The sequence below is a fragment of the Shimwellia pseudoproteus genome (assembly GCF_016415625.1).
Taxonomy (GTDB): Bacteria; Pseudomonadota; Gammaproteobacteria; order Enterobacterales; family Enterobacteriaceae; genus Shimwellia; species Shimwellia pseudoproteus.
Genome location: NZ_WBXP01000001.1, coordinates 74,540 through 93,945 on the forward strand (window position 1 = coordinate 74,540; position 19,406 = coordinate 93,945).

The following is a 19,406-nucleotide window of genomic DNA, read 5'->3' on the forward strand; positions in this document are numbered from 1 at the left end:
AAGTGCCGATGATTTTATATATAAATCATTTGGTTGGGTGTATGAAACATACTGTTGAAGTGATGATCCCGGAAGCGGAGATCAAAGCACGTGTTGCCGCATTAGGGCGTCAAATCACCGAAGATTACCGCGACAGCGGCAGTGATATGGTGCTGGTCGGCCTGTTACGCGGCTCCTTTATCTTTATGGCGGATCTGTGCCGTGAAGTTCATGTCGGCCATGAGGTCGATTTTATGACAGCATCCAGCTACGGCAGCGGTATGGCCAGCACCCGGGATGTCAAAATTCTCAAAGACCTGGACGAAGATATCCGCGGTAAAGATGTGCTGATTGTCGAGGATATCATCGACTCCGGTAACACCCTGTCACGGGTTAGCGAAATCCTGCGCCTGCGTGAGCCTAAATCCCTGGCTATCTGTACCCCGCTGGACAAACCTTCCCGCCGTGAAGTCAACGTTGACGTAAAATACATTGGCTTCTCGATCCCCGATGAGTTTGTGGTGGGCTACGGTATCGACTATGCGCAGAACTACCGTCATCTGCCTTATGTCGGCAAGGTCACGCTGCTGGACGAATAAAAAAAGGGGCCATAATGTGGCCCCTTTTGCATAGTGTGATGATTACTTGTGGCTATGGTGCGTCAGCTTGAGATTAGAAATCCCATTACGGTATTGCTGCTCGAGAGACTCACGGCTGGTGGCGGTGACGTCCAGATCACGCAACAGCCCGTCATGAATACCATAGGCCCAGCCGTGAATGGTCACGCGCTGGCCGCGTTTCCAGGCAGACTGCATAATCGTCGAATGGCCCAGGTTATATACCTGTTCCATCACGTTCAGCTCACACAGCGTATCCAGACGACGCTCGGCAGGCAGTTCCCCCAGCAGGGAGCTATGCTTGAACCAAATGTCGCGAATGTGCAGTAACCAGTTGTTGATCAAGCCCAGTTCAGGGTTCTCCACTGCGGCCTGTACACCGCCACAACCATAGTGACCACAGATAATAATGTGTTCCACTTCCAGTACATCAACCGCGTACTGGACTACGGAAAGGCAGTTCAGATCGGTATGGATAACCAGGTTGGCGACGTTGCGGTGGACAAACAGCTCTCCGGGCTCAAGGCCGGTTAAGCGTTCTGCCGGAACGCGACTATCAGAACATCCAATCCACAGAAAGCGGGGTTTTTGTGCTTTAGCCAGATTCTCAAAAAAACCCGGGTTCTCCTCACCCAGCATTTTTGACCACAGACGGTTATTGCTGATGAGTGTATCAATGTCTTTCATTAGAGGTTAACAACCTGTAACCATGATAAGTACGTTGCAGTAATATAGGGCAACTCGTTTTCTTTTTAAACCATATATATTCTGGCGCTTTCCTGGCGACCTGACTATCAGACTGGTCGCACAAGTTCATAAGTAACCAAAAAGTAACAACAGGCGATATTATATTCATGACAATTGCACTGGAACTTTCGAAGCTCACCAAAACGTATGCCGGAGGCGTACAGGCACTGAAGGGGATCGATCTGCAAGTTGAGGCCGGCGACTTTTACGCGCTACTGGGCCCCAACGGTGCCGGCAAGTCCACCACCATCGGAATAATCAGCTCCCTGGTCAATAAAACCTCTGGCCAGGTGCGGGTGTTTGGTTATGACCTGGAACGTGACGTGGTGAATGCCAAACGTCAGCTGGGGTTAGTGCCCCAGGAGTTTAACTTTAACCCGTTCGAAACCGTACAACAGATAGTGGTGAACCAGGCCGGTTATTATGGCGTAGAGCGCCATGAAGCGATAAAACGCAGCGAAAAGTACCTGACACAACTCGATCTGTGGGAAAAACGCAACGAACGCGCGCGGATGCTCTCTGGCGGGATGAAGCGCCGCTTGATGATTGCCCGGGCCCTGATGCACGAGCCAAAACTGTTAATTCTCGACGAGCCTACCGCCGGGGTGGATATTGAACTACGCCGCTCCATGTGGGGCTTTCTCAAGAACCTCAACGACGGCGGCACCACCATTATCCTCACCACCCACTATCTGGAAGAGGCCGAAATGCTCTGCCGCCATATCGGCATCATCCAGCGCGGTGAGCTGGTGGAAAACACCACCATGAAGGCCCTGCTGGCCACCCTGAAATCAGAAACCTTTATTCTTGATCTGGCGGCCAAGAGCGCCCTGCCGAAGCTGGAAGGCTATAAATACCGGCTGCTGGATACCGCCACCCTGGAAGTCGAAGTGCTGCGCGAGCAGGGTATTAACAGCGTATTTGCGCAATTAAGCGCCCAGGGTATTCAGGTGTTGAGTATGCGTAACAAGGCCAACCGCCTGGAAGAGCTCTTTGTATCACTTGTCCACCGGAAGAAAGGGGAATCAGCATGATGCGGTTGTACTGGGTGGCCCTGAAAAGCATCTGGACCAAAGAAATCCACCGGTTTATGCGGATCTGGATCCAGACTCTGGTGCCGCCGGTTATCACCATGACGCTGTATTTTATCATCTTCGGGAATCTGATTGGCTCCCGGATTGGCGATATGCACGGCTTCACTTATATGCAGTTTATCGTCCCGGGGCTGATCATGATGGCGGTGATCACCAACGCCTATGCGAACGTCGCCTCGTCCTTTTTTAGTGCCAAATTCCAGCGCAATATTGAAGAGCTGCTGGTGGCGCCAGTGCCGACCCACGTCATTATTATCGGGTATGTCGGCGGTGGCGTGGCGCGCGGGCTGTGTGTCGGTATCCTGGTCACCGCTATCTCGCTGTTCTTTGTGCCGTTCCAGGTGCACTCATGGTTATTTGTGGCCATGACCCTGTTACTGACTGCAATCCTGTTCTCGCTGGCGGGGCTGCTTAACGCGGTATTTGCTAAAACCTTTGACGATATCAGCCTGATCCCGACCTTTGTGCTGACACCGCTCACCTACCTCGGCGGGGTGTTCTACTCCCTGACCCTGTTACCGCCCTTCTGGCAGGCGTTGTCACACCTCAACCCGATAGTCTATATGATAAGCGGCTTCCGTTTTGGCTTCCTCGGCATTCACGATGTACCGCTCAGCCTGACCTTCGGCGTACTGGTTATCTTTATTGTCGCCTTCTACGCCCTGTGCTGGTGGCTTATCCAGCGCGGACGCGGGCTGCGCACCTGATGCGTCGTTTCTGCCCCCGCAGGGGGCAGAACGTCTCAGGATACGGTAAAGCCCACCATCATACCGGTGTCCTCATGCTCCAGCAGATGGCAATGCGCCATGTAAGGGGCCCCGGCACTGGCGACATAATCGAATTTCACTAGCACCTCACTGCGTTTACCCTCCACCCGGACAATATCTTTCCATCCCTGGCGGTGCGCCGCTACCGGCTGGCCGTTCTCACTGAGAATACGAAACTGGCCGCCATGAATATGGAACGGGTGCAGCATCATGTCCCCTTCCCCGGACACCACCCAGCGCTGGTACTGTCCCAGCGGCACATCGAACCCCGGCTGGTTCATATCAAACGCCTTACCATTAATAGTATTGGCGTGCAGCAGATCGCGCGGCGCTGGCCCACGGGGTGCCACAGGATTATCCTGATGCATCTTACCCAGGGCCTGTGCGCCATAGCGTGCCGCCAGGGCCTGCATCCCCCGGTCATCCAGTTGGGGGTCCATACCCAGTTGCAGCGTACGGCTTTCCAGCCCGTCGATGGACGGTAACGGCGCCAGAGGGACCAGGGTATCCGGCAATTGCCCCGATGCCGGGATCCACAATGGCTGAATACGCACCACCGGCCGGGGCTTATCAAAGGGGGCAATCCCCATGGCTATCTGGCTAACCGGCAGGGTGACAATATCAAACGGCTGGCCATTACTGGTATCAACCAGTACTTCAAAGCGTTCGCCGGGCAGCATCGACAATTCACTGAGCGGCACCGGCTCTCCCAGTAACCCCCCATCACTGCCCACCACGTACAGCGGGCGCCGATCGCTGGTGGCCAGGTTCAGCGAGCGGGCATTACAGCCGTTAAGTAGTCGCAGCCGCAGCCAGCCTTTGGGAGTGGCATGTTCCGGGTAGGCAACCCCATTACACAATAACGTGTCGCCAAACCAGCCAACGGTGGCGGTCATCGCATCCAGCTGATAATCAATATTGCCCTGCGCGTCAAAGCGCTTATCCTGAATAATCAGCGGGATATCATCAATGCCCCACTGTTTAGGCAGCATCAGTTGCAGGCTGGGTACATCCTCAAGCAGCACCAGTCCCGCCAGCCCCTGGGCCACCTGGTGCCCGGTTTGGCCATGCTGGTGAGGATGGAACCAGCAGGTTGCGGCGGGCTGATCCGGGGTGAATGACACCCGGCGCACCCCACCGGGCGGGATAATGCCCTGGGGGCCACCGTCTACCGCCCCGGGCACCGCCAGACCGTGCCAGTGTACCGTGGTGGCTTGCGCCAGCGCATTGCGCAGCACAATATTGACCGCTTTGCCGCGTTTGAGCTTCAGGGCTGGCCCCAGCATATTGCCGTTATAGCCCCAGGTGGCGGCATTGTGGCCCGCCAGGCTGGATGTGCCCTGCTGAATGCGCAGCGTGATAGTACTGCGGGCATCGGGTTCCAGCAGATCGGGGATCGGCAACGCCGGTAGCTGTGCCGCAAAGGCGCGACGGCTCCAGAATGGCAACATACTGGATACGCCAAGGGCGGCGGACAGCTTAAGAAATTTACGACGCTGCATTGTTCAGTTCCTTATGTCATGTCGGCGTAACCGCCGCCAGCATACGCGCTTCCCGACGGGAATAATCAACGGCATACCGGTGTATCAGTGTGACATATTTTATTCAGGCGCAATTAACTGCTCTGTGCGGTGGGGAGGCCCCAGGAGTATCGTGAAAATGAATGAAAAACCGGAGGAAACAACGTAATAATTATCACAGGAATCCTCTGAAATATGATAACGTCTACACTCCAAAAATGAGTGGTAGACACGATGAAGAAGTTTGTCAGGGTGATGTTGCTGAGCAGCATATTAAGTTTTTCTGCCAGTAGTCACGCATTGAGTGAGTCCGAAGCAGAAGATATGGCAGACCTGACTGCGGTGTTCGTTTTTTTAAAAAATGATTGTGGCTACCAGAACTTACCCAATGGCCAGATTCGGCGTGCGCTGGTGTTCTTTGCTCAGCAAAATCAATGGGATCTCAGTAACTACGACAGCTTTAATATGAAAGCAATGGGCGAAGACAGCTACCGTGACTTAAGCGGTATTGCCGTGCCGGTGGATAAAAAATGCAAAGCCCTGGCCGAGGACTCCATGAGCCTGCTGGCCTATGTGAAATAAATCGCCCCCCTGAATACCCCTTATCGTACTGACTCTTGCTCTGCGGCCACGGACCTGGCCCGGTATTTCTCTGTTCCCCGGCTAATACGCTCCCCCTCCCCGATATTCACCATGATGTGGTGCCTATTTTAATTCGGTAACATCAGCACGTGATACTGTGGTTCACCAGATACCCGGCTACACAGATAAAGAGGAGTGCCCTATGGCGGACAAGCCGTTGCTGCATGAAACCCTGCACCATGCCTTTGGCCAGTATTTTGCTGTCGACAAGGTGCTGTACCATGAAAAAACGGACCATCAGGATCTGATTATTTTCGAAAATCAGGCTTTTGGCCGGGTGATGGCCCTCGACGGGGTGATCCAGACCACGGAGCGGGACGAGTTTATCTATCACGAAATGCTCACTCACGTACCGCTGCTGGCCCACGGCCAGGCAAAGCAGGTATTGATCATCGGCGGCGGCGATGGCGCGATGCTGCGTGAAGTCGCCCGCCATCCGGGGGTGGAGGGCATCACCATGGTGGAGATTGATGCCGGTGTCGTGGCGTTTTGCCGCCAGTATCTGCCCAACCACAATGCCGGGGCCTATGACGATCCACGCTTTACGCTCGTGATTGATGACGGGGTTAATTTCGTCAACCAGACCGGGCAGACCTTTGATGTGATCATTTCTGATTGTACCGACCCTATCGGCCCCGGGGAAAGCCTGTTCACGTCAGCATTTTACCAGGGCTGCCGGCGTTGCCTGAACCCCGGCGGGGTTTTCGTGGCCCAGAACGGCGTCTGTTTTTTGCAGCAGGATGAAGCGGTAACCAGCCACCGTAAACTGCGCCATTACTTTGCGGACGTCAGCTTTTACCAGGCGGCAATCCCCACCTACTATGGCGGCATCATGACCTTTGCCTGGGCGACCGATAACCCGGCACTGCGCCACCTGCCGGCCGAGATACTCCAGGCCCGGTTCCAGCGCAGCGGGCTAACGTGCCGTTACTATACCCCGGCAATTCATCATGCTGCTTTTGCGCTCCCCCAGTATTTACAGGATGCCCTGCAAAACAGCGATGACTGAGGAGGTGAAATAAATTGGAAAAACTCAAACTGCACGGTTTTAATAATCTGACCAAGAGCCTGAGTTTTTGTATTTATGATATCTGTTACGCAAAAACCACAGACGAACGCGATGGTTATATTGCCTATATTGACGAACTCTATAACGCCAACCGCCTGACGGAGATCCTCACCGAGACCTGCAATATCATCGGTGCCAATATTCTTAATGTGGCGCGCCAGGACTACCATCCCCAGGGGGCCAGCGTCACGCTCCTGATCAGCGAAGAGCCGGTCGATCCACAACTGGTGGATCGTTCTGAACACCCTGGCCCGTTGCCGGATAGCATCGTGGCCCACCTCGATAAAAGCCATATCTGTGTTCACACCTATCCGGAGAGCCACCCGGAAGGCGGTTTATGTACCTTTCGGGCGGATATCGAAGTCTCCACCTGTGGGGTAATATCCCCTCTCAACGCCCTGAACTATCTTATCCACCAGCTGGAATCCGATATCGTCACTATTGATTATCGCGTGCGGGGCTTTACCCGTGATGTCAGCGGGGTAAAACATTTTATTGATCACCAGATCAACTCGATCCAGAACTTTATGTCTGAGGACATGAAATCCCTGTATGACATGGTGGATGTGAATGTGTATCAGGAAAATATGTTCCACACCAAAATGCTGCTCAAAGCATTTGATCTGAAACACTATATGTTCCACACCAGACCGGAAGATCTGACTGAGCAGGAGCGCAAAATGATCACCGGCCTGTTATGGAAAGAGATGCGTGAGATCTACTACGGGCGCAATATTCCGCCGCTGTAAGCGGTAAGCGCAATAAAGGGGCGGTGGGCAACAGCGCCCCTTTATTTACCCGGTAGCCGCTAGCGGTTATGGGTCAAAAACTCGCGATAGGCGCTGGCAACCTGTAAAAAATCCTCCACGCCACACAGGGAGAGGCTTTCCTCATCGTAATAATTCATGCCTTCTTCCATTTCATCACCGCTGAACGCCAGCTGGTTGGCGCGGATCATCACCTCTTCGCCGTCCAGCCACAGGGTGTATTCGTGTCCCGCTTTCTGCCATTGACGTTCACTGCCCTTCACTGACGCCGCCGCCTGTTCAACTTCACTCAGCAGGTCGAGGTTGTCTTTCACCTCTTCGTTAAACCATTGCCCTACGGCTTCATGGCCCATCGACATACGCACTTTCACGTTGCCGGTAATATCGCGCAGAAATTCATAATCCATGGTGTCGTCCTCACTTCCGGGGCGGGGAGACGGACCCCACCTCCATCGTGTTTATTATCGCTGTTCCGGGGCAGAAAAGCTGTGTGCATAACGGGCAATAGCCATAATTTGCGCCAATAAAAAGGCGGTTCGGCTAAAAAGACAACAGAAGGGTTGCCGGGGCGTATAACCGGTTTCAGGCCCTTTCCCGTCACGCTCCTGAAGGGGGGTGATGGCGAATCGCGATTCGCATTCGCCTTTTTAGCATTCACCTTTATCACTGCAGCAGATTCAGGCACCGGTCTGTGTGCGTAAAGTGAAAGGGCTCCGCTCCCCGACGATGGGCACGCCCGATATTTTCCGCGACATCGTTTTCGCTGAAACTGCCCTGTTATGCCGCGGGGGTGTTCAGTCCGGCATTGAAATCGCCTGCGTGTAGCCGGTCGCCCGGGGCCGCCAGCAGGGATGCTGGCGGAGGCAAGCTTACAGGGAGGTTACCTCTTGCCGTCCCCGGACGAGCGACCGGGCGGAACGCAGGGTACCGCGCAGCGGCGATTTCATCGGCCGGTGGCGGGGATTCCAAAGGGGCGCGCCAAAACGCCCCTTTGGACGTTCACGGGTACCGGAAGGCCCATGGGAATACCTCACTTAGCGTGAACGGGACCTGTCACCGGATGGGCATAGTGACGTTAACAGGCGGGCACGATTCTCCACCACCGTTAAAGAAAATACCGGTGATTCAGGACGGGTCACAGTGACAAAAAAAGGGCCCCGCAGGGGCCCTTTGCAACAGCAGATACCGCGATTACACCGCAGTCTGGAAAATCACGCTGTCGGCTTTCTCAGTATACTGCTCCAGTTTGTCGAAGTTGAGGTAGCGGTAGGTATCCGCCGCACTCGCGTCCACTTTACTGATAAAGGTCAGGTACTCTTCCGGGGTCGGCAATTTACCGATCAGCGAAGCAACCGCCGCCAGCTCCGCAGAGGCCAGGTATACGTTAGCCCCGGTACCTAAACGGTTCGGGAAGTTACGGGTCGACGTGGACACCACTGTAGCGCCATCCGCAACCCGCGCCTGGTTACCCATGCACAGTGAACAGCCCGGGATCTCAATCCGCGCACCGCTCTTACCAAACACGCTGTAGTAACCTTCCTCAGTGAGCTGGGCCGCATCCATCTTGGTCGGCGGCGCCACCCACAGACGGGTCGGCAGCTGGCCTTTATGGCTATCCAGCAGTTTACCCGCCGCGCGGAAGTGGCCAATGTTGGTCATGCAAGAACCGATGAAGACTTCATCAATCTTATCACCGGCAACGCTGGACAGCAGGCGCGCATCATCGGGATCGTTCGGCGCACACAGGATAGGCTCTTTGATCTCATTAAGATCAATGTCGATCACCGCGGCATATTCTGCATCGGCATCGCCTTCCAGCAGTTGCGGATCCGCCAGCCATTTTTCCATGCCCTGAACACGACGCTCCAGGGTGCGGCGATCGCCGTAGCCTTCCGCAATCATCCACTTCAGCAGCACGATGTTCGAGTTCAGGTACTCGATAATCGGCTCTTTATTCAGTTTGATGGTACAGCCCGCCGCCGAACGCTCAGCCGAGGCATCCGTCAGCTCAAATGCCTGCTCCACTTTCAGATCCGGCAGGCCTTCTATCTCCAGAATGCGGCCAGAGAAGATATTTTTCTTACCTTTCTTCTCAACGGTCAGCAGGCCCTGCTGAATAGCGTAGTAAGGGATAGCATGTACCAGATCACGCAGAGTGATCCCCGGCTGCATGTTACCTTTAAAGCGCACCAGTACCGATTCCGGCATATCCAGCGGCATCACCCCAGTGGCTGCGGCAAACGCCACCAGGCCAGAGCCCGCCGGGAAGGAGATACCAATCGGGAAGCGAGTATGAGAGTCACCCCCGGTACCTACGGTATCCGGCAGCAGCATACGGTTCAGCCAGGAGTGGATAACCCCGTCCCCCGGGCGTAATGAGACGCCGCCGCGGTTCATAATAAAGTCCGGCAGGGTGTGGTGTGTGGTCACATCCACCGGCTTCGGATAGGCCGCGGTATGGCAGAAGGACTGCATAACCAGATCCGCAGAGAAGCCCAGACACGCCAGATCTTTCAGCTCATCACGGGTCATCGGGCCGGTCGTATCCTGGGAACCAACAGAAGTCATCTTCGGCTCGCAGTAAGCCCCCGGGCGGATACCTTTCACGCCACAGGCGCGGCCAACCATTTTCTGGGCCAGCGAGAAGCCACGGCTGCTTTCAGCCACATCTTTCGCCTGACGGAATACGTCACTGTGCGGCAGCTCCAGTGATTCACGTGCTTTGGTGGTCAACCCACGGCCGATAATCAGCGGAATACGGCCACCGGCGCGTACTTCGTCCAGCAACACATCGGTTTTCAGTTCAAAGGTGGCCAGTACGGCATCCGTGTCGTGGTTACGCACTTCCCCTTTATACGGATAGATATCGATGACATCCCCCATATTCAGAGCAGAAACGTCCACTTCAATCGGCAGTGCACCAGCATCTTCCATGGTGTTGAAGAAGATAGGCGCAATTTTACCGCCCAGCACCACACCACCGCCGCGCTTGTTTGGCACATGAGGAATATCATCCCCCATAAACCACAGTACGGAGTTAGTCGCAGATTTACGGGAAGAACCGGTACCGACAACGTCCCCCACATAAGCCAGCGGGAAGCCTTTCTGGTTCAGGGCCTCGATCTGTTTGATCGGCCCGATGGTGCCCGGTTGATCCGGGTCAATCCCGTCACGGGGGTTTTTCAGCATTGCCAACGCATGCAGCGGAATATCCGGGCGTGACCAGGCATCCGGTGCCGGAGAGAGATCATCGGTGTTGGTTTCACCGGTCACTTTGAACACGGTTACCGTTATCTTTTCTGCCAGTTGCGGACGGGACAGATACCACTCAGCATCAGCCCAGGATTTCAGTACCTGTTGGGCGTAGCGGTTACCGGCTTTTGCCTTTTCTTCTACGTCGTAGAAGTTGTCAAACATCAGCAGCGTGTGAGAGAGCGCTTTGGCGGCAATGGGCGCCAGTGTTTCGTTATCCAGCGCGTCAATCAGCGGGTGAATGTTGTAACCGCCTTGCATGGTGCCCAGCAGTTCGATGGCTTTTTCCGGGGTGATTAGCGGGGAGGATGCTTCGCCTTTGGCGACAGCAGCAAGGAAACCCGCTTTAACATAGGCTGCTTCATCCACACCAGGGGGTACGCGGTTGATCAGCAGATCTAACAGAAATTCTTCTTCGCCGGCAGGCGGGCTTTTCAGCAGCTCAACGAGTGCGGCCATTTGGGTTGCATCTAAGGGCTTGGGTACAATCCCCTCGGCGGCACGCTCAGCTACGTGCTTACGGTATTCTTCTAGCACGACGTCTCTCCTCGCTCTCATTATTTAAACGGTGCCCGTCGATTCTCTTCACGCTCCTGTGAGACAGCAGTTTGTAGGGTTAATGCGCGAGCCCGCGACGGCCAGCATAGCAGGATTTTGGCGTTGTGTTAATTCGTTTACAAAAAAGAAACATTAAATTATAGCTGAATCGTTAATGCCAACAAATAGTTAGCCGCATCTTAATCACGCACCGTGAGCAAATAACCCTAAAAGTCAAAAAATAAACAGCCTGCCCGGTATACTCGCGCCATTATCGCCACTCGGCGTGTGGTTTTATTTTGCACAGGTGTCCCTGCGGATGCCAGGAGACATCAACATGACGACGTTCAGCAAACCCCAACTGATGCTTCTGCTCTGCAGCGCGGCTATGCTGGGTGCTTCCGGGACCTTGTACGTCCATAGTCGTACCCCGGCCAGCGTCGCCATTACCCCACCGCCTGAGGGGCTGGCGGCGGCACAGCCGGTGGCGCCCCCGGCAACCCCCACCCCTCTGGCTGCAGCATCCCCAGCCAGAAAACGGCCTGTCTCAGCCCCGGCGGCAGTGGTCACCCCGGCGGTACCGGCAATCTATCACCCTCTCCTTCCGGCCAGCCCGGCCATGTCGGGCACCACAGAACCCTCCTTTAGCGACAGTCTGGTGAAAGGGCTGGGTTACGGCCTGGGGATCGCGACCTCCTGGGCAGTGGTCAGCGCGGTGGCGGACGATAATCACCACCATCATGACGACGACCACCACCACAGCGACCATCATGATGACAGCCACCATCACAGTAACGATGATCACCACAGCGACCATCATGACGACAGCCACCATCACAGTAACGATGATCACCACAGCGAGCATCATGATGACGGCCACCATCACAGTAACGCAGATCACCACAGCGCCCCCTATGGCGAGCCCCATAATCGCCGCCAGGACAGCCATGAAAACAGGTTTGCCGGCCAGCCAGCGCAATGGCGCCATCAGCCGCCCGTCGCAGTACGCCATTTCGCGCCGGACAGCCATCCGGCACGGCGGTTTCACCGTGGCTAAGCAAATTTCAGCGATAAAAAAAGCGGCTTTTCAGCCGCTTGTTTATCACACCCGATAACTTATTTTTTCTTTGCTTTCGGGTTTGGCAGGTCAGTAATGCTACCTTCATACACTTCTGCGGCCAGGCCAACAGATTCGTGCAGTGTCGGGTGAGCATGGATGGTCAGCGCGATATCTTCCGCATCGCAGCCCATCTCGATAGCCAGGCCGATTTCGCCCAGCAGCTCGCCGCCGTTGGTGCCGACAATCGCACCACCGATAACACGATGGGATTCTTTGTCGAAAATCAGTTTGGTCATGCCGTCTGCACAGTCAGAGGCGATAGCACGGCCAGATGCTGCCCACGGGAAGGTGGCCGTTTCATAGCTGATGCCTTTTTCTTTGGCTTCTTTCTCTGTCAGACCAACCCAGGCAACTTCAGGTTCGGTATAAGCAATCGACGGGATCACTTTCGGATCGAAGTAGTGTTTTTTACCGGCAATCACTTCAGCGGCAACATGGCCTTCGTGAACGCCTTTATGGGCCAGCATCGGCTGGCCGACGATATCACCGATAGCGTAGATGTGCGGAACGTTGGTGCGCAGCTGTTTATCCACATGGATAAAGCCGCGATCGTCCACTTCCACACCGGCCTGGCCGGCATCAATCAGCTTACCGTTCGGCACACGGCCAATGGCCACCAGCACCGCGTCGTAGCACTGCGGCTCTGCCGGTGCTTTTTTACCTTCCATCGACACGTAGATACCGTCTTCTTTAGCTTCAACGGCGGTAACTTTGGTTTCCAGCATCAGGTTAAACTTCTTACCGATACGCTTGGTGAACACTTTCACCACGTCTTTATCGGCTGCCGGGATAACCTGATCAAACATTTCCACCACGTCAATCTGAGAACCCAGCGCGTGGTATACGGTACCCATTTCCAGACCGATGATACCGCCACCCATCACCAGCAGACGTTTCGGTACGGATTTCAGTTCCAGCGCATCGGTGGAGTCCCATACGCGCGGATCTTCATGAGGAATAAACGGCAGCTGAATCGGACGGGAACCCGCGGCGATAATCGCATTGTCAAAGTTAATCACGGTCTTGCCGTCTGCGCCTTCGACTTCCAGAGTATTTGCACCGGTGAATTTACCCAGACCGTGAACCACATTCACTTTACGGCCTTTCGCCATCCCGGCCAGACCGCCAGTCAGCTGAGTAATCACTTTTTCTTTCCAGGTGCGGATCTTATCAATATCGGTTTTCGGCTCACCGAAGACGATACCGTGGTCGGCCAGTGCTTTGGCTTCTTCGATAACTTTCGCAACGTGCAGCAGTGCTTTAGACGGGATACAACCTACGTTCAGACACACCCCACCCAGGGTGTTGTAACGTTCAACAATGACGGTTTCCAGACCTAAGTCAGCGCAACGGAAGGCCGCGGAATACCCCGCGGGGCCAGCCCCAAGTACCACGACCTGAGTTTTAATTTCAGTACTCATCATGACCTCTTAATTTATTTCCGGCGGGTCTGACGTTACCCTCATCGCCTTATAAACCCCAGTCACCAGAGCATGGCTGAGATCCTGACGGGATGGTGTTGTTAGCGCCCATATCCACCGGGACGTTCTATCCGTCGGTATTTTACAAAATTGTTAACAATTTTGAAACAACAAAACGGCAAACGATTTGTCCTTAATGGCGGGTAACCCTGAGACCAGAAGCGGGCTACCAGAAAAAAGCCGGCCGTCAGGCCGGCTTTCCGATTACATCACCAGGCGGCGAATGTCACTCAGCGTGTTATTGATGATGGTGATAAAGCGCGCACCATCGGCACCGTCGATAACCCGGTGGTCGAAGGAGAGCGAAATCGGCATCATCAGGCGCGGGGTAAATTCTTTACCGTTCCACACCGGTTCCATGCTGGATTTAGACACACCCAGGATAGCCACTTCTGGCGCATTAACAATCGGCGCAAAGTGCGTGGTCCCCAGGCCACCGATGCTGGAGATGGTAAAGCAGCCGCCCTGCATTTCGCCAGCGGTCAGCTTACCGGCGCGTGCTTTTTTGGAGATCTCCATCAGCTCGCGAGACAGTTCAATGATGCCTTTCTTATTAACATCCTTGAACACCGGAACCACCAGGCCATTCGGGGTATCAACCGCCACACCGATGTTGATGTATTTTTTCAGGGTCAGTTTCTGGCCGTCTTCGGACAGGGAGCTGTTAAAGCGCGGCATCTGCTCAAGGGCAGCGGCAACGGCTTTCATGATGAATACCACTGGGGTGATTTTCACGTCCAGTTTGCGCTTCTCAGCTTCCACGTTCTGCTGTTTACGGAACGCTTCCAGATCGGTGATATCGGTTTTATCGAAGTGCGTAACGTGTGGGATCATTACCCAGTTACGGCTCAGGTTAGCACCAGAAATTTTCTGGATGCGGCCCAGTTCCACTTCTTCAATTTCACCAAACTTGCTGAAGTCCACTTTCGGCCACGGCAGCAGACCAGGCAGCGAACCACCGGTAGCGCCAGCGGCAGGGGCAGATTCCGCGCGTTTAACCGCGTCTTTCACATAAGCCTGAACGTCTTCGCGCAGGATACGGCCTTTACGGCCTGTCCCTTTCACTTTCGCCAGGTTCACGCCGAACTCGCGCGCCAGGCGGCGGATCAGCGGGGTCGCGTGAATGTACGCGGCGTTTTCGGCAAAGTCAGACTTCGCGTCGGCTTTCGCCGCAGGCGCAGCAGCCGGTGCCGGTGCTGCCGCAGGTGCTGGAGCCGCTGCCGCCGGAGCCGGGGCCGCAGCAGGGGCCGCGCCTTCCACTTCGAACACCATGATCAGGGAGCCGGTAGACACTTTGTCGCCGGTGCTAATTTTGATCTCTTTAACAGTACCCGCGAACGGCGCCGGGACTTCCATAGAGGCTTTGTCGCCTTCCACGGTGATCAGTGATTGTTCCGCCGCGACTTTATCGCCGACTTTCACCATCACTTCGGTCACTTCAACTTCGTCACCACCGATATCCGGTACGTTAACGTCTTTGGCGCCGGAAGCCGCAGGGGCAGCGGCAGCCGCCGGAGCAGCAGCCTGTGCAGGCGCGGCAGCAGGTGCGCCACCTGCGACGTCGAACACCATGATCAGGGAGCCAGTAGACACTTTGTCGCCGGTGCTGATTTTGATCTCTTTAACCACACCCGCAAACGGGGACGGTACTTCCATAGAGGCTTTATCGCCTTCTACGGTGATAAGCGATTGCTCAGCGGCAACGGTATCGCCCACGTTAACCATGATTTCAGTGACTTCAACTTCATCACCACCGATATCCGGTACATGAACCTCTTTCGCTGCGGTGCCAGCAGGTGCTGCGGCCGGCGCAGCGGCTTGCTTCTCTTCTGCCGGGGCAGGTGCAGCGGCTGCTGCACCCTCGGCGGAATCGAAAATCATGATCAGTTTACCGGTCTCGGTTTTGTCACCCACCGCGACTTTGATCTCTTTGACAATCCCCGCCTGCGGCGACGGGACTTCCATGGAGGCCTTATCGCCTTCCACGGTGATCAGCGACTGTTCAGCTTCCACTTTGTCGCCAACCTTGACCAGGATCTCGGTGATTTCAACTTCATCAGCCCCGATGTCCGGTACTTTGATTTCGATAGCCATTGTCTCTTTACCTCTTACGCCAGACGCGGGTTAACTTTATCTGCATCGATATTGAATTTAACGATGGCATCCGCCACCACTTTCTTATCGATTTCGCCACGTTTAGCCAGTTCGCCCAGCGCTGCAACCACCACATAGGAAGCGTCAACTTCGAAGTGATGGCGCAGGTTTTCACGGCTGTCAGAGCGGCCGAAGCCATCCGTACCCAGTACGCGGTAGTCATCCGCCGGTACATAAGTGCGAACCTGCTCGGCGAACAGTTTCATATAGTCAGTAGATGCCACTGCCGGGGCGTTGTTCATCACCTGAGCGATGTACGGTACACGCGGGGTTTCCAGCGGGTGCAGCATGTTCCAGCGCTCACAGTCCTGACCATCGCGGGCCAGTTCAGTAAAGGAGGTCACGCTATAGACATCAGAACCTACGCCATAATCGTTGGCCAGGATCTGTGCCGCTTCACGGACGTGACGCAGGATAGAGCCAGAGCCCAGCAGCTGAACTTTACCTTTGCTACCGGCAACGGTTTCGAGTTTGTAGATACCTTTACGGATACCTTCCTCGGCCCCTTCCGGCATCGCCGGCATGTGGTAGTTTTCGTTCAGGGTGGTGATGTAGTAGTACACGTTCTCTTGTTTTTCACCGTACATACGCTCCAGACCGTCATGCATGATGACAGCCACTTCGTAGGCGTAAGACGGGTCATAAGAGATACAGTTCGGGATAGTCAGCGACTGAATATGGCTGTGACCATCTTCGTGCTGCAGGCCTTCGCCGTTCAGTGTCGTACGACCAGAGGTACCGCCAATCAGGAAGCCGCGCGCCTGCTGGTCACCCGCCTGCCAGCACAGGTCGCCAATACGCTGGAACCCGAACATGGAGTAGTAGATGTAGAACGGGATCATCGGCAGATCGTTGGTGCTGTAAGAGGTAGCAGCAGCCAGCCAGGATGCGCCGGCACCCAATTCGTTGATCCCTTCTTGCAGGATCTGGCCTTTTTCGTCTTCTTTGTAGTAAGCAACCTGCTCACGGTCCTGCGGGGTGTACTGCTGGCCGTTCGGGCTGTAAATACCAATCTGACGGAACAGACCTTCCATACCGAAAGTACGCGCTTCATCAGCGATGATCGGCACCAGGCGGTCTTTAATGGATTTGTTCTTCAGCATCACGTTCAGGGCACGCACGAACGCGATAGTGGTAGAGATTTCTTTATTCTGCTCTTCCAGCAGCGGTTTGAAATCTTCCAGGCTCGGGATCTCCAGCTTCTCAGAGAAGTGGGTACGGCGGCTTGGCAGATAACCCTGCAGTTTTTCACGCTGGCCGTGCAGGTACTTATACTCTTCGCTGCTTTCCGGGAAGGTGATGTACGGCAGTTTTGGCAGATCATCATCGGACACCGGCACATTGAAACGATCGCGGATGTAGCGAACGCCATCCATGTTCATTTTCTTCACCTGGTGCGCGATGTTTTTACCTTCGGCGGTTTCACCCATGCCGTAACCTTTGATGGTATGGGCGAGGATAACCGTGGCTTTGCCTTTGGTTTCTTGCGCTTTTTTCAGTGCAGCGTAGATTTTCTTCGGATCGTGACCACCGCGGTTCAGGGCCCAGATCTGATCGTCAGTCCAGTCTGCTACCAGGGCAGCGGTTTCCGGGTATTTACCGAAGAAGTGCTCACGAACGTACGCGCCGTCTTTAGATTTAAAGGTCTGGTAGTCACCGTCAACGGTTTCGCCCATCAGCTGCAGCAGTTTACCGCTGGTATCTTTACGCAGCAGCTCGTCCCAGCGGCCGCCCCAGATAACTTTCAGCACGTTCCAGCCAGCACCAGCGAAGATGCCTTCCAGCTCGTTGATAATTTTGCCGTTACCGGTTACCGGGCCATCCAGACGCTGCAGGTTGCAGTTGATGATAAAGACCAGGTTATCCAGTTTTTCACGGGTTGCGATGGTGATAGCGCCTTTAGATTCCGGCTCGTCCATCTCGCCATCGCCCAGGAAGGCGTAAACGGTCTGTTTAGAGGTATCTTTCAGGCCACGGTGTTCCAGATATTTGAGGAACTTCGCCTGATAGATAGCACCAATCGGGCCCAGACCCATTGATACGGTCGGGAACTGCCAGAATTCCGGCATCAGTTTCGGGTGCGGGTAAGAAGACAGGCCTTTACCGTGAACTTCCTGACGGAAGTTGTTCATCTGCTCTTCTGTCAGGCGGCCTTCGAGGAACGCACGCGCGTAGATACCCGGGGAGATATGGCCCTGGAAGTAAACCAGGTCGCCGCCGTCGGCATCGTTATGGGCGCGGAAGAAGTGGTTAAAGCACACTTCATAGATGGTAGCGGAAGACTGGAAAGACGCCATATGGCCACCCAGCTCCAGATCTTTTTTGGAAGCGTGCAGTACGGTCATGATAGCGTTCCAGCGAATCGCTGAACGAATACGACGTTCCAGATCCAGATTCCCCGGGTACTCCGGTTCATCTTCAACGGCAATAGTGTTGGTGTAAGTCGAATTTCCAGCACCAGCAGCTACTTGTACGCCACCTTTACGGGCCTCACTCAGTAACTGATCGATCAGGAACTGCGCGCGCTCTACACCTTCTTCACGGATGACCGATTCGATCGCCTGTTGCCAGTCGCGAGTCTCGATCGGATCCACGTCATTGGGTAAACGTTCTGACATGGGTTTTTCCTTATCTATCTAATACGTTGATTTATCTGGAACCTGTCCCATTGCGTTTTCAGGTTCAAAAACGCAATAAGACAGGTTCTCGTTGAGTTACCGCACCCGAATTCCGGATGCTAATTCAGCCCCTGACCTCTCCATCAATGATGGCCAGCACAGGCACTAATTCTTAATCTTTGCGCTGCTGAATACGGCGTAACGAGCGCTCACGGCGGCTATGTTCACGGCTTCGCTCCAGCAGAATATCTTCAATAAACGCTAAGTGGCGATGGGAAGCCTCACGGGCTTTCTCAGGCTCACCGGCCATAATGGCCTCAAAAACACTGGTCCGGTGGCCACTTACTAGCGGCAGCATCTCCCGGCGTGCGTACAACAGCTCAAAGTTCTGACGCACGTTCTGGGACAGCATCGGCTCCATACAGCGTAGCAAGTGGAGCAAAACCACATTATGAGCCGCTTCTGTGACAGCAATTTGGTACTTCATCACCGCGTCTGATTCCGCATCCAGATCGCCAGACTGCTGCGCCAGTTCAATGGCCCGGTGCAATTCGCCAATCCGTTCCCGGTCCTCTTCGGTGCCGCGCAGTGCTGCATAATAGGCAGCGATCCCTTCCAGGGCATGGCGGGTCTCGAGGAGATCAAATTGGGATTCAGGATGTTCAGACAGCAGTTCTACCAGCGGGTCGCTGAAGCTCTGCCAAAGGCTACTCTGGACGAATGTCCCTCCTCCCTGGCGGCGCAGCAACAATCCTTTAGCTTCCAGGCGCTGGATGGCTTCTCTCAACGAAGGGCGAGACACATCAAATTGTTTTGCCAACTCCCGTTCCGGAGGCAACTTCTCTCCTGGGCGTAGTGTCCCTTCGAGGATCAAATACTCCAGTTGTTGCTCAATAACGTCGGATAATTTGGGTTGGCGGATTTTGCTATAGGCCATGTTTCTAGTCTCTGCCATGTCTCTGCCATTCGCCGGAGTCAATTGGTCATACCAATTTCATATTCTTGACGCTAAAGTAACAAAGTATTCACCTTCTGTCCATCG

At 54.7% G+C, this 19,406-nt stretch carries 15 protein-coding genes; 7 read left to right on the forward strand and 8 right to left on the reverse strand.

Annotated elements, in window-relative coordinates; all coding sequences use genetic code 11:
• Positions 1 to 41: 41 nt before the first annotated feature.
• Positions 42 to 578 carry a hypoxanthine phosphoribosyltransferase gene (hpt, locus tag F9C28_RS00335; protein ID WP_199013110.1) on the forward strand — a complete coding sequence of 179 codons (537 nt, stop codon included), beginning with the start codon at positions 42 to 44 and terminating at the stop codon, positions 576 to 578.
• Between the two features lie 42 nt (positions 579 to 620).
• Here hpt and can read toward each other — a convergent pair whose 3' ends face one another.
• Complete coding sequence (can, locus tag F9C28_RS00340) at positions 621 to 1,283, reverse strand: carbonate dehydratase (protein ID WP_199013111.1); 663 nt, start codon at positions 1,281 to 1,283, stop codon at positions 621 to 623.
• Positions 1,284 to 1,450: 167 nt separating this feature from the next.
• Here can and F9C28_RS00345 point away from each other — a divergent pair, with 167 nt between their 5' ends.
• The gene (locus F9C28_RS00345) at positions 1,451 to 2,377 is read left to right on the forward strand and encodes an ABC transporter ATP-binding protein (protein WP_199013112.1); all 927 of its coding nucleotides are present in this window, start codon (positions 1,451 to 1,453) and stop codon (positions 2,375 to 2,377) included.
• On the forward strand, positions 2,374 to 3,144 hold the full coding sequence (locus tag F9C28_RS00350; RefSeq protein ID WP_199013113.1) for an ABC transporter permease: 771 nt from the start codon (positions 2,374 to 2,376) through the stop codon (positions 3,142 to 3,144). Before F9C28_RS00345 ends, F9C28_RS00350 begins: the two co-directional genes overlap by 4 nt.
• A 35-nt stretch (positions 3,145 to 3,179) precedes the next feature.
• On the opposite strand, the gene cueO is transcribed toward F9C28_RS00350, so the two are convergent.
• Entirely contained in the window at positions 3,180 to 4,706 is a 1,527-nt protein-coding gene (gene cueO / locus F9C28_RS00355; RefSeq protein WP_199013114.1) for a multicopper oxidase CueO, read from the reverse strand.
• 252 nt (positions 4,707 to 4,958) lie between these two features.
• Between cueO and F9C28_RS00360 the strand changes: the two genes are divergently transcribed.
• The 3 genes from F9C28_RS00360 to speD all read left to right on the forward strand — a co-directional run bounded on the left by F9C28_RS00360 (position 4,959) and on the right by speD (position 7,184).
• On the forward strand, positions 4,959 to 5,306 hold the full coding sequence (locus tag F9C28_RS00360) for a YacC family pilotin-like protein (RefSeq protein ID WP_199013115.1): 348 nt from the start codon (positions 4,959 to 4,961) through the stop codon (positions 5,304 to 5,306).
• A 202-nt stretch (positions 5,307 to 5,508) separates the two neighbouring features.
• Entirely contained in the window at positions 5,509 to 6,375 is an 867-nt protein-coding gene (gene speE / locus F9C28_RS00365; protein WP_199013116.1) for a polyamine aminopropyltransferase, read from the forward strand.
• A 14-nt stretch (positions 6,376 to 6,389) separates the two neighbouring features.
• Positions 6,390 to 7,184 carry an adenosylmethionine decarboxylase gene (gene speD / locus F9C28_RS00370; RefSeq protein WP_199013117.1) on the forward strand — a complete coding sequence of 265 codons (795 nt, stop codon included), beginning with the start codon at positions 6,390 to 6,392 and terminating at the stop codon, positions 7,182 to 7,184.
• A gap of 59 nt (positions 7,185 to 7,243) precedes the next feature.
• On the opposite strand, the gene yacL is transcribed toward speD, so the two are convergent.
• Entirely contained in the window at positions 7,244 to 7,609 is a 366-nt protein-coding gene (gene yacL, locus F9C28_RS00375) for a protein YacL (RefSeq protein WP_199013118.1), read from the reverse strand.
• A gap of 784 nt (positions 7,610 to 8,393) precedes the next feature.
• A complete protein-coding gene (acnB, locus tag F9C28_RS00380) occupies positions 8,394 to 10,991 on the reverse strand; it encodes a bifunctional aconitate hydratase 2/2-methylisocitrate dehydratase (protein WP_199013119.1) in 2,598 nt (865 codons plus the stop codon).
• 337 nt (positions 10,992 to 11,328) lie between these two features.
• On the opposite strand from acnB, the gene F9C28_RS00385 reads away from it, so the two are divergent.
• Entirely contained in the window at positions 11,329 to 12,048 is a 720-nt protein-coding gene (locus F9C28_RS00385; RefSeq protein ID WP_199013120.1) for a hypothetical protein, read from the forward strand.
• A 59-nt stretch (positions 12,049 to 12,107) separates the two neighbouring features.
• Here F9C28_RS00385 and lpdA read toward each other — a convergent pair whose 3' ends face one another.
• The 4 genes from lpdA to pdhR form a co-directional block, all read right to left on the reverse strand.
• Positions 12,108 to 13,532, reverse strand: a complete 1,425-nt coding sequence (gene lpdA / locus F9C28_RS00390) for a dihydrolipoyl dehydrogenase (RefSeq protein WP_199013274.1) — start codon at positions 13,530 to 13,532, stop codon at positions 12,108 to 12,110.
• Between the two features lie 264 nt (positions 13,533 to 13,796).
• Complete coding sequence (gene aceF, locus F9C28_RS00395; RefSeq protein WP_199013121.1) at positions 13,797 to 15,686, reverse strand: pyruvate dehydrogenase complex dihydrolipoyllysine-residue acetyltransferase; 1,890 nt, start codon at positions 15,684 to 15,686, stop codon at positions 13,797 to 13,799.
• 14 nt (positions 15,687 to 15,700) lie between these two features.
• Positions 15,701 to 18,364 carry a pyruvate dehydrogenase (acetyl-transferring), homodimeric type gene (gene aceE, locus F9C28_RS00400; RefSeq protein WP_199013122.1) on the reverse strand — a complete coding sequence of 888 codons (2,664 nt, stop codon included), beginning with the start codon at positions 18,362 to 18,364 and terminating at the stop codon, positions 15,701 to 15,703.
• A gap of 172 nt (positions 18,365 to 18,536) precedes the next feature.
• Positions 18,537 to 19,301, reverse strand: coding sequence for a pyruvate dehydrogenase complex transcriptional repressor PdhR (gene pdhR, locus F9C28_RS00405; RefSeq protein WP_199013275.1), 765 nt, complete (start codon positions 19,299 to 19,301; stop codon positions 18,537 to 18,539).
• Positions 19,302 to 19,406: the final 105 nt, after the last annotated feature.